6 protein-coding genes are annotated in these 11045 nt (G+C 70.7%); 4 read left to right on the top strand and 2 right to left on the bottom strand.

Going from position 1 to position 11045, the window contains the following annotated elements; all coding sequences use genetic code 11:
- Positions 1-4: 4 nt before the first annotated feature.
- The 3 genes from KUM40_RS14065 to KUM40_RS42415 all read left to right on the top strand — a co-directional run bounded on the left by KUM40_RS14065 (position 5) and on the right by KUM40_RS42415 (position 4562).
- Positions 5-1672 (top strand): NAD(P)/FAD-dependent oxidoreductase, encoded by a 1668-nt coding sequence (locus tag KUM40_RS14065; protein ID WP_217166206.1) that lies wholly within the window; start codon positions 5-7, stop codon positions 1670-1672.
- 14 nt (positions 1673-1686) lie between these two features.
- Positions 1687-3561 carry an NAD(P)/FAD-dependent oxidoreductase gene (locus KUM40_RS14060; protein ID WP_217166204.1) on the top strand — a complete coding sequence of 625 codons (1875 nt, stop codon included), beginning with the start codon at positions 1687-1689 and terminating at the stop codon, positions 3559-3561.
- A gap of 311 nt (positions 3562-3872) precedes the next feature.
- Positions 3873-4562: a TetR family transcriptional regulator gene (locus KUM40_RS42415; protein WP_217166202.1), complete on the top strand. Its 690-nt coding sequence runs from the start codon at positions 3873-3875 to the stop codon at positions 4560-4562.
- A 1094-nt stretch (positions 4563-5656) separates the two neighbouring features.
- On the opposite strand, the gene KUM40_RS14050 is transcribed toward KUM40_RS42415, so the two are convergent.
- Both KUM40_RS14050 and KUM40_RS14045 read right to left on the bottom strand, forming a co-directional pair.
- Entirely contained in the window at positions 5657-7405 is a 1749-nt protein-coding gene (locus tag KUM40_RS14050; RefSeq protein ID WP_217166201.1) for an MFS transporter, read from the bottom strand.
- A 692-nt stretch (positions 7406-8097) separates the two neighbouring features.
- Complete coding sequence (locus KUM40_RS14045) at positions 8098-8694, bottom strand: TetR/AcrR family transcriptional regulator (RefSeq protein WP_217166199.1); 597 nt, start codon at positions 8692-8694, stop codon at positions 8098-8100.
- A 403-nt stretch (positions 8695-9097) separates the two neighbouring features.
- Between KUM40_RS14045 and KUM40_RS14040 the strand changes: the two genes are divergently transcribed.
- The gene (locus tag KUM40_RS14040; RefSeq protein ID WP_217166472.1) at positions 9098-10957 is read left to right on the top strand and encodes a 2-oxoacid:acceptor oxidoreductase subunit alpha; all 1860 of its coding nucleotides are present in this window, start codon (positions 9098-9100) and stop codon (positions 10955-10957) included.
- The last annotated feature ends 88 nt before the right edge of the window (positions 10958-11045 follow it).

The raw sequence follows: 11045 nt of genomic DNA, 5'->3' as shown, positions 1-11045 counted from the left end.
CATCATGCAACCGTTGTCCGCGTCCGACTCGCCCGGCAAGGTCGTCCACGACGTCGCCGTCCTGGGCTCCGGGATCGCCGGCTCCATCCTCGCGGCCATCCTGTCCCGCAACGGGGTGAAGACCGTCCTGATCGACGCCGGCGCCCACCCGCGCTTCGCGGTCGGCGAGTCCACCATCCCGTACACCTCCGTGATGCTGCGGATTCTCGCGGCGCGCTACGGGGTGCCGGAGATCGCGCATCTGAGCCACTTCTCCACGATGCGTTCCAAGGTGTCCTCGAACTCCGGCCAGAAGCGCAACTTCGGCTTCGTGTACCACCGTGAGGGCGAGCGGCAGGACCCCTACGAGATCAACCAGTTCGTGATCCCGGTGGCGCTGTCCACCGAGTCCCACATGTTCCGCCAGGACGTCGACGCCTACATGTTCAACGTGGCGCTCCGCTACGGAGCCGTGCCACGGCTGAACACCCGCGTCACGGACGTCGAGACGGACGGTTCGGGGGTGACCCTCGCGGTCGCGGACGGGCCCGACATCCGCGCCCGGTACATCGTGGACGCGGGCGGCCACAACTCGCCCCTGGCCCGGAAGTTCGCGCTGCGCGACGAGGTGCCGAGCCAGCGCACCCACTCGCGGACCATGTTCACGCACATGCTCGGGGTGCGCCCCTACGACGACTGCCCGGCGGGGCAGGCGCACGACAACCCGAGCCCCTGGCACCAGGGGACCCTCCACCACGTCTTCGACGGCGGCTGGCTGTGGGTCATCCCGTTCGACAACCACCGGGGCGCCACCAACCGGCTGTGCAGCGTCGGCCTGACTCTGGACCCGCGCAGGCACCCCAAAACGGACACCCCGCCGGAGCAGGAGTTCGCCCAGTTCCTGGAGCGCTTCCCGGCCGTCGCCCCGCAGTTCAAGCATGCCAAGGCGGCCCGGCCGTGGGTCTCCACCGGCCGGCTCCAGTACTCCTCCCACCAGGTCGTGGGCGACCGCTTCTGCCTGACCTCGCACGCCGCGGGCTTCGTCGACGCGCTGTTCTCCCGCGGCCTGACCAACACCACCGACGTGGTCAACTCGCTGGCCTGGCAGCTCATCGAGGCGGTCAGGGACGACGACTTCTCCGCCGAGCGGTTCGGGCACATCGAGGCGCTGCAGCAGGGGCTCGTCCGGGCCCACGACGACGTGGTGGCGTCCTCGTTCACCTCGTTCCGTGACTACGGCATGTGGAACGGCACGTTTCGTATGTGGGCGCTGGGGACGGTCCTCGGCACGCTCAACGCGCAGGACGCGCTCACCCGCTTCCAGGCGAGCAAGGACCCGTTGATCTGGCGGGAGCTGGAGGCGCAGCCGCATCCCGGCGCGCTCTTCCCGGCCAGCGTCGGCTTCAACAAGATCACCGACGCCGCGTGGTCCGCCTGCCGGGACGTCGAGGCGGGTCTGATGACGACGGACCGGGCCACGGGCGAGTTGTTCGACCTGTTGCAGGACGACGGCTACGCGCCGCCGCCGTTCGGTCTGCACGACCCGGCGAACCGCTTCTACAACCCGAACCCGGCCCGCATGATCCGGACCATGCTCTGGGCCAAGCGCGGCTCGGCGGCAGCGGACACCGGCCCCGTGGTGGCCGGAGCACTCGGCGGATTCCTGCGCTCCCGTTTCCGCAGGCACTCATGAAGGAGGACGGGGAGATGCCACAGGACAAGTCGAAGGACGCACGCGAGGGAACGGCGGCGAAAGGGGCGGCGGAGAGCGGGACTCCGCCGCGGACCGCGCACAGGCCGGTGACGGTGACGAGGACGGTGACGAAGACGGCGGCGGACGCGGACGCGGGCGCATCCGGTGACCGGGGCGGCGACTGGGACGAGGGCGCCGAGGCGGTGGGCGCCGCCGAGTCCGCGCTGCCCTTCGACCCGGCGGACGAGCCCGCCCCCGTACGGCCTGGGAGCGGGGCCCGGCACACCGTCGCCGTGCTCGGCGCCCACCTCGGCGGCGGCATGCTCGCCGCGATCCTGGCCCGCGCCGGCCTGGACGTGGTCCTCGTCGACTCGCCGCACGACGCCACCGCTCCGGCCGGCGAGACCACGGTCCCGTACACCGCCGAGGTCTTCGAACTGCTCGCCCGCCGCTACGACGTGCCCGAACTGGCCACGCTCGGACACTTTGGGCAGTTGCCCGCGGACATCCGGCGGACCTCGGGCGTCAAGTCGAGCATCGGCTTCGTGTACGCGCGGCCCGGCGCGCTCGTACGGCGACAGCAGGTGGTGCAGTTCAACGTGCCCAGCGAGCACGGCGAGTCGCACCTGTACCGCCCGGACGTCGACGCCTGGGTGCACCGGCTCGCCGTGAACTACGGCAGCCGGATCCCGCAGGGGCGGCCGGTCTTCACCGAAGTACGGGGCGAGGCCGGGGACTTCGCCATCGAGCTGGCCGACGGCGGCACGGTCGGCGCCGAGTTCGTCGTCGACATGTCCGGGCCCGACGCCCCCATGCTGGAGCGGCTGGACAACGGCCCCGCGCTGCGCCCGCTGAGCCACTCCTCGCGGGTCCTCACCGCCCATCTGCGGGGCGTACGGCCGCTGGAGCGGCGCGTGGACCCGGGCGAGCGCGGCACGCCCTGGACGGGCGGCACCACCCAGGTGGTGTTCCCCGGCGGCTGGATCCAGCTCGTGCCGTTCGGCGAGCAGCGTACCGGCGAGGCCGCGCTCACCAGCGTGTCGGTGAGCCTCGACGCCAAGCTGTGGCCGCAGCGGTCGGCGTCGGCGGAGGACGACTTCCGGCAACTGATCCGCCGGTTCCCGGACCTGGAGTGGCAGTTCGCCGAGGCCACCGCGGTCCGTCCGTGGGCCGGTTCGGAGCCGTGGCAGTACGCGGCCACCGCGGCCGCCGGCGACGGCTTCGTCGTCCTGGACCGGTCCGCCGTACGCTGCGACTTCACCCTCTCCCGGGACGTCACCCTGACCGCGGAACTCGTCCACGAGGCGGCGGCCCGGATCATCGGGGCCGCACGGTCCTGCGACTGGTCGGTGGAGCGTTTCCGGCCGTTGGAGGCGTTCCAGGCGGACCTCGTCGAGCACGGAGACCGGCTGCTGCGCTCGGCGCTCGCCGCGACCACCGACTTCCGGCTCTGGAACGCCTTCTGCCGGGTGTGGCTGCTGCACTCCATGTTCGCCGCGCTGTCCCTGAAGCGGGCCCGCAACGACGCCCTCGCCCGGCCAGGACGTCCCGGTCAGTGGGACGAGCTGGGGCGCCGCAGAGGGGCCGGGCTGTGGTTCCCGGTCTACCCGGGCTTCGTCGCACTCTTCGACGACCTGGACCGGACGCTGCGACAGGTCGCCGACAACCGGCTGGCGCCGGGCGCCGCGGCCGAGCGGATCTTCGGCCAACTGCGCTCGGCCTCGTTCATCCCGCCGCTCTTCGCCTTCGGCGATCCGGCCGACCGCTACTACAACTTCACGCCGTTGAAGCGGATCAAGGTGCTGCTGTGGGCCAAACGCAAGGCGCCGTACATGGTCCAGCGGGTCCTCACCCGGGGCGCCACCGTCCTGCCGGACGTCGAGCGGTGAGCGCCCCCGCGGGGGTTTCCCCGGGGCCGTGAAGGGCCCGCGCCACAAGGAGGATCCGGGCAGAACGACCGCCGTCCCGTACGGGCTCACCGACGAGAGCCCAGGGGCGGCGGTTCTCTGTGCCGCAAGCGGTTTCCCGAGGGCGCCGACCGGCCGGACACTGACCGGATCCGGCCAGCTTCCGCCACGACGGCCGGCGGGACTCGACACCGGCGCGGGGGTGCCGGAATGCTCCCTACCGGGGAGTCGTCCCATGTGGAATGCTGTACCGTGGATTTCTACGAAACATGAATTAACATGAAGGGGGCCTAGTGAGCACCGGTAACGGGATCCCCTGCGCGAAGAAGGCCACCGCGCCCCCGTCCGCCGCCGCGCGGGCCGCCCGGCCGCCCTCGCGCGGCGGCGGACGACGCCCGGGACAGACCAGCACCAAGGAACAGATCCTCACCGCGGCACTCGAACTCTTCGCGGCCAAGGGCTACGCCGGGACCACCATGCGCGGCATCGCCCAGCAGGCACAGGTCGACCCGGCCCTGATCCATCACTTCTTCAGCAACAAGGAAGGGGTGTTCCGGGACGCGATCGCCTCCCGTCTCGACGTGTCGGCTCTCTTCGACGCCCTGACGGACACCGGCCGCGAAACGCCCCTGGAGCGCCCCGGCGAACAGGTGGCGCGGACGTTCCTCTCCTTCTGGGAGGACGAGACGACGCGGCCCGCGATGGTCGCCGTCTACCGGACGGGACTGTCCGACGAGGCGACGTCCCAGCGGTTCCGGGACCAGATCGAGGAAGGCTTCGCCGCCTGCGTACGGCAGCTCGTCCCCGAGGAGACCGACCGGACTCCGGCGCTCGGCTCCCTCGTGTCAGCGCAGCTCGCCGGCCTGGTGCTGCTCCGGTACGTCCTCCAGGTGGAGCCGCTTGCCTCGCTCGACTTCGAGAAACTCGTCGAGTGGTTCGTGCCGGCCGTCGAGGTCCACTTCGAGCGGCTCACCGGGGAGTAGCGGCTCACACGGGAGTAGCGGCTCACACGGGGGCAGCGGTTCCCGCTCCCCCGACGGCCCCGCGTGGGCCAGTACGAAGACTCCTCGAGCCGCCGCGAACGCCGCGGCGGCCGAGGCCAGCGCACCGGGCACTCCGGTCGCGTAGCGGTCTCCGAGTACGACGACGCCTATGACGGCGGCGTACAGCGGATTCACCAGGGTCAGGGTGGCCAGCGGTGCCACCAGGCCGCCCCGGTACGCCAGTTGACACAGGGCGAGCCCGGCCGACGCCAGACAGGCCACCCCCGCCACGGCGAGTACGGCAAGGCCCGTCGAGCTCGCCTCCGCTCCCCCGCCCGTCAGTTCCAGCACCGCGGTCTGCGTCAGGGCCGACGCGGCCCCGAAGGCGACCCCCGCGGCGAGCGCGTGCCACAGGCTCGTGGCCGACGTCCGCCGGGACACGGCACCGGCGGCTATCGCGGCGCCGAGCACCACGACGGTCAGGGCGACCACCTCGGTCGCCTCCGAGGAGTCCAGGGCACGGCTCGGCTCGGCGGTCCGGGTGAGGCAGAGCAGGCCTGCGACACCGGTCACGGTCAGCGCGATGCCCCGCGCCTGCGCACCGGTCGTACGGCGGCGCGTCACCACGCCGGACAGCAGGGGCGCCGCCACGAGGGTGAGCACGCCGAGCATCTGCACGGCGACGAGCGAGCCGTAGCGCAGCGCCGCCGCGTGCAGGGCGGCACCCAGCGCGTTGCACAGCAGGGCGACCAGCCACGTCACCGGGCGGACGGCGCGCCGACGTCCGCGCGGGGCGTCGGATGCCGCGCCGGCGTCGTGGTCGGTCCCGCGGTCGCGGGTGGCCACGGCCCGCTGGGCGACGGCCGCGGCCGCGTACGCGAGAGCCGATGCGACGCCGAGCGTCAGAACCCAGAACACGATGCTCACGACGTCCTTTCACCGCGTGTACGCGGAGGTTGGGGCCGGGGGGCGGCAGCGGCGCGCAGCGGCGGCGCCGCCCCGCCCCCGGTCACGGACCGGAGATGCGGAGCGGCGCCCGGCCTGCCGCGAGGTGTTCCGGGACCCGTGGTCCCTGTCCGGACACTTGGGCCCGATCAGGCGCCGCCGGGCACGTCCCCGACGTCTTCCGGGCGGACCTTCGGCAGGGCGAGGACCAGCAGGCAGGACAGGCCGAAGCAGCCGATCTGCCAGTACACGACCTGCTCGAAGCTGTCGCCGAAGTTGGTCTTGCGTGCCTCGGGCACCGCCTCGCCGAGCACGGCGGCCTGGACCTTCTCCTTGACCTCCGCAGGTGCGGGCGTGCTCGCCATCTCCTGCTCGATGCGCGCGCAGCTCTCCGGCGTCTCGGTGAGGTCCTTCTGGTTCATCCGGTCGTGGAAGCAGGTCTCGAACCCGGCCGTGGCCTTGTCCTGCTGAGCCTCGCTCAGCCCCGCCGCCGCCAGGTCCTGCCGCAACTGCGGCACCGCCGCCTGCGCGGCACCGTCGGCGTTGGAGCCGAGCAGTCCGTAGAAGAGGATGCCCGCGACCGCGATGCCGATGGCGATGCCGACCTGCTGCACCGTGGCCAGCATGCCGGACGCGGCTCCCGCCTCACGGGAACGGATTCCGGCCAGGATGATCCCGGTGCACGGGGCGAGGAAGAAGCCACCACCGAGACCGGCGACCATCAGGGACGGGATCAACTGGTAGCCGTGCAGGTCGGAACCGGCCCAGTGCAGGGTGCCGATCACACCTGCCATGCCGACGAGCAGCAACCCGGTGCCCACCGCGAGCGTCTTGGTGCCGAGCCGCTTGACCACGGCCGTCGAACGGGCCGACCCCACGGCGATGAGGAGGGCGAAGCCGAGGCTGACCAGACCGGCGGAGATCGGGGTGTAGCCGAAGCCGATCTGCAGGCTCATGAAGAAGGTCATGAAGAACGACGGGATGCCGGCGAAGAACACCACGCTGATGATGAGGCCGACGGTGAACGAGCGCTCCTTGAAGAGGCCCGTCGGCACCAGGGGTGACTTGCCGGCCAGTTTCGTCAGCTTCTTCTCGTACACGAAGAACTCGACGAGCAGCAGTGGGCTCAGCACGAGGAGAACCAGGCTCCAGCCGGGCCAGTCGTGCTCCCGGCCGATGACGAGCGGCAGGATCAGACTGAAGAGACCGGCGCTGAGGATCAGCGCGCCGACGACGTCGAGCCGGCTCGAGTCCTCGGCGGAGGACTCGGGGATCTTGGCCAGGCCGAGGCACAGGGCGATCAGGCCGACCGGGAGGTTGACGTAGAAGATGGCCCGCCAGTCCGTACCCAGGATGTCCAGGTCGATCAGCCAGCCGCCGAGCACCGGGCCGAGCACGGTGCCGAGACCGATCGAGGCGCCGTACATGGCGAGGGCCTTGGGGCGTTCCTTCGTCGAGAAGGTGACCTGGATGATCGAGAGCACCTGGGGGAACATCAGGCCCGAGCACATGCCCTGGAGCACCCGGGAGGCGATCAGGAAGGTCGAACCGGGAGCCGCGCCGCAGAGCACCGAGGCGACGGTGAAGCCCAGCATGCCGATCAGGAAGACCTTGCGGCGGCCGTAGATGTCGCCGAGGCGGCCGCCGGTGACCAGCACACAGGCGAACGCGAGCGAGTAGACCGCGACGACGAGCTGGATCTCGGCGAAGGTGGCGCCGAGGTCGCTCTGCAACGAGGGCAGCGCGACCATCGTGATCGTGGTGTCCAGCATCTGCATGAAGATCGCGGACAGTGTGACCGCGAGGACGACCCAACGTGCCGGATTCGCGACGGCGCCCGGACCACGTGAGGTACCGGGCGGCGCAGTCCCCTGCACGCCCGTGTCAGTCGATTCCATGTTCCCTCCTTGGGTCCACTGCCCTAGTGACAGCGCCCGCGAGTTATTCATTCTCCAATGAAGTCTACGAGCACTGAATTCCACACCGCAAGCTGGATGACCGCGATCCGGACACCGACACTCCGTTCAACATCACTGGTGGCCATCGGGTTTGAGGCCGCGTCAGGCGGGCGGACGTGGGGCGGAGCACGCCGGCGGGCCCACCGCACCGTCATGCCGGACCCCGGAACCACGGGGCTCGGAGAGCACGCGAGGTCCGACCGCCGGCCAAGTCAACGGATGCCGAACGTGCCCGCAGCGGGCCGCAGCGGCCGACAGCGGGGGCGCCGAGCCTCGGCACGAACACCCCGCCGGCTCGCCGAGGAGTCGGGGATCGACGCGGCCGTCGAGGACTTGAGGCCATGGGTCGTCGACCCCGTGGTCCGGGGCTCATGATTGGACAGTTTGCCCCGGCGACACGCCGCCGAAGTGGCGCTTGCGCCGGGACAGACTGTCCAAACACCGACCGCTACGGAATCACCAACAGCGTCGGCCCGGAAGCGGCCAGCCGAGGTCGCCGCGCATACGGAGGACCGCTTGCGGGTGCGGGTGTGGGTGCGGGTGCGGGTGCGGGTGCGAGTGCGGGTGCGGGTGCGAGTGCGGGTGCGAGTGCGGGTGCGGGCTGCGCGGACACCGCCCGCACCGGCGCCCCGCTACCGCCGCGCCGCCCCGCCTCCGCCCTCGTCCTCCGTCGGGCCTGCGGCCAGGTACGCGGCGACCACCGGTGCCAGCGCCCTCACCAGCCCCTCGGGATCCTCGTCGCTCTTCATGAGCTCGGGCGGCAGCAGGTCCATGTGACGGGCCGTCATGACTCCGATGAAGAGGCTGCTGACCAGTGCCAGCCGGATCTCGTCGTCCTCGCCGACCCCCTCCGGCACCAGCGACTGCCGGATGCGCGCCTTGGCTGCGGGCAGGTCCAGCGCGGACCGCAGCACGCCGAGGATCCGCAGCCGCTGCACGGAGTCGTCCCAGTCGGCGACGGCATGGCGCAGCAGCCACTCCGCGGCGGCGGCGTCCCGGCGCCCGACCGCCTCCCGGAACACACCGGCCGGCCGAACCGTCTCGGCGACCACCGCGTCGTACAGAGCCTCCTTGGAGGTGAAGTAGTGCGCGATCAGCGCCGGATCGCAGCCCGCGTCGGCCGCGATGGCGCGCAACGACGCGTTTCCGTAGCCCAGTTCGGCGAACAGGTCCGCCGCGGACCGCATGATGGCCTGACGGGTGTTGAAAACTCCTCTAGCCTCGGCCACGGCGGCACTTCCTCTCCATCACGAGTCCCCCGTAAGACGTGCTTTCCGCCCGGTTACATCAATTCACCTGATCATGAAGTCTACATTCAGTGACTTCCAGGGTCAAAGCTTTCCGGCCCCTCCAGACCCTCAACCATCGGGCAAAATGCGGCTTTTGTTACTCCATCAGTCACACCAGCCACACCAGCCCCACCCGTCTCGACGCCAACCGCGAAATCACGCCGGGCCACCGTCGACACCTCGGGGCGCCGGACCTCCGGACGGCCGCAATTCAACGCCCATTGAAATTCTCTCGTGGCCGTCCTACGCTCGCTGCGGGCGCCCAGCCCTCCGTCGGCGCGACGGCTCTACGGGTGCTGCCCGCACACGCGCATTCCGCCCCAGGGAGAGGCACTTGCCGGTGATGAAACAGACAGAGCAGCTCGACCGGGTGATCATCCGTTTCTCGGGTGACTCGGGCGACGGCATGCAGCTCACAGGTGACCTGTTCACCTCCGAGACGGCGACCTTCGGCAACGATCTGGCGACCCTGCCGAATTTCCCCGCCGAGATCCGCGCCCCCGCAGGCACTCTGCCCGGCGTCTCGTCGTTCCAACTGCACTTCGCCGACCACGACATCCTCACGCCCGGCGACGCGCCGAACGTGCTGGTGGCGATGAACCCCGCCGCGCTGAGGGCGAATGTCGGGGACGTGCCGAGCGGAGGCCAACTCATCGTCAACACAGACGAGTTCACCAAGCGTGCGATGCAGAAGGTCGGTTACGCGACCTCGCCGCTGGAGGACGGCTCGCTGGACGGTTACCGCGTCCACCCCGTCCCGCTGACGACGCTGACCGTCGAGGCGCTCGCCTCGTTCGAGCTGGCGCGCAAGGACGCCGACCGGTGCAAGAACATGTTCGCGCTGGGTCTGCTGTCGTGGATGTACCACCGGCCCGTCGACGGCACCGAGAAGTTCCTGCGGTCGAAGTTCGCCAGGAAGCCGGAGATCGCGGCCGCCAACATCGCCGCCTTCCACGCCGGCTGGAACTTCGGCGAGACGACCGAGGACTTCGCCGTCTCCTACGAGGTCGCCCCCGCCGCCGAGACCTTCCCCACCGGGACCTACCGGAACATCTCCGGGAACCTGGCCCTGTCGTACGGGCTCGTCGCCGCCTCCCGGCAGGCGGACCTGCCGTTGTTCCTCGGTTCCTACCCGATCACGCCGGCCTCGGACATCCTGCACGAGCTGTCGAAGCACAAGAACTTCGGCGTACGCACCTTCCAGGCCGAGGACGAGATCTCAGCCGTGGGCGCGGCTCTCGGCGCGGCCTTCGGCGGCTCGCTGGCGGTGACCACGACCTCGGGTCCGGGGGTCACCCTCAAGGCGGAGACCGTCGGTCTCGCGGTCTCCCTCGAGCTGCCCCTGCTGGTCATCGACATCCAGCGCGGTGGCCCGTCGACCGGCCTGCCGACCAAGACCGAGCAGGCCGACCTGCTCCAGGCGATGTACGGACGCAACGGCGAGGCCCCGGTCCCGGTGGTCGCGCCCCGCACGCCGGCCGACTGTTTCGACGCGGCCATCGAGGCAGCCCGGATCGCGGTCAGCTACCGCACCCCGGTCTTCCTGCTCTCCGACGGATACCTCGCCAACGGATCCGAACCCTGGCGCGTCCCCGAGACCGACGCGTTGCCGGACCTGCGTGTCCAGTTCGCCCAGGGACCCAACCACACCCTGGACGACGGCACCGAGGTCTTCTGGCCCTACAAACGCGACCCGCACACCCTCGCCCGCCCCTGGGCGATCCCCGGTACCCCCGGCCTCGAACACCGCATCGGCGGCATCGAGAAGCAGGACGGCACCGGGAACATCTCCTACGACCCCGCCAACCACGACTTCATGGTCCGCACCCGGCAGGCCAAGATCGACGGCATCGACGTCCCCGACCTGGAGGTCGACGATCCCACCGGCGACGCCACCACCCTCGTCCTCGGCTGGGGCTCGACCTACGGCCCCATCACCGCCGCCGTGCGCCGGATCCGCAAGGAGGGCGGCCGGATCGCGCAGGCCCACCTGCGCCACCTCAACCCCTTCCCGCCCAACCTCGGCGCGGTGCTGGAGAGGTACGACAAGGTGGTGATCCCCGAGATGAACCTCGGCCAGCTCGCCACCCTCGTCCGGGCCGCCTACGCGGTCGACGCCCACAGCCACACCCAGATCAACGGCATGCCGTTCAAGGCCGAACAGCTCGCGCAGGCGCTCACGGAGGCCCTTCATGACCATTGAGACACTGCCCCTGGTGCCGAAGGTACCGATGGTTCCGAAGAGCGAAGTCGCCCTGTCCGCCAAGGACTTCAAGTCGGACCAGGAGGTC

Origin of the sequence: Streptomyces sp. AC512_CC834 (assembly GCF_019049325.1) — a bacterium.
Taxonomy (GTDB): Bacteria; Actinomycetota; Actinomycetes; order Streptomycetales; family Streptomycetaceae; genus Streptomyces.
The sequence above is the reverse complement of the archived record's forward strand: the minus strand, read 5'-3'. Positions and strand labels throughout refer to the sequence as shown.

What these genes read in the sequence shown, in the direction of transcription:
- KUM40_RS14065 (WP_217166206.1), top strand. Translation starts at nt 5, where the DNA reads ATGCAACCGTTGTCCGCGTCCGACTCGCCCGGCAAGGTCGTCCACGAC.
- KUM40_RS14060 (WP_217166204.1), top strand. Translation starts at nt 1,687, where the DNA reads ATGCCACAGGACAAGTCGAAGGACGCACGCGAGGGAACGGCGGCGAAA.
- KUM40_RS14050 (WP_217166201.1), bottom strand. Translation starts at nt 7,405, where the DNA reads ATGGAATCGACTGACACGGGCGTGCAGGGGACTGCGCCGCCCGGTACC.
- KUM40_RS14040 (WP_217166472.1), top strand. Translation starts at nt 9,098, where the DNA reads ATGAAACAGACAGAGCAGCTCGACCGGGTGATCATCCGTTTCTCGGGT.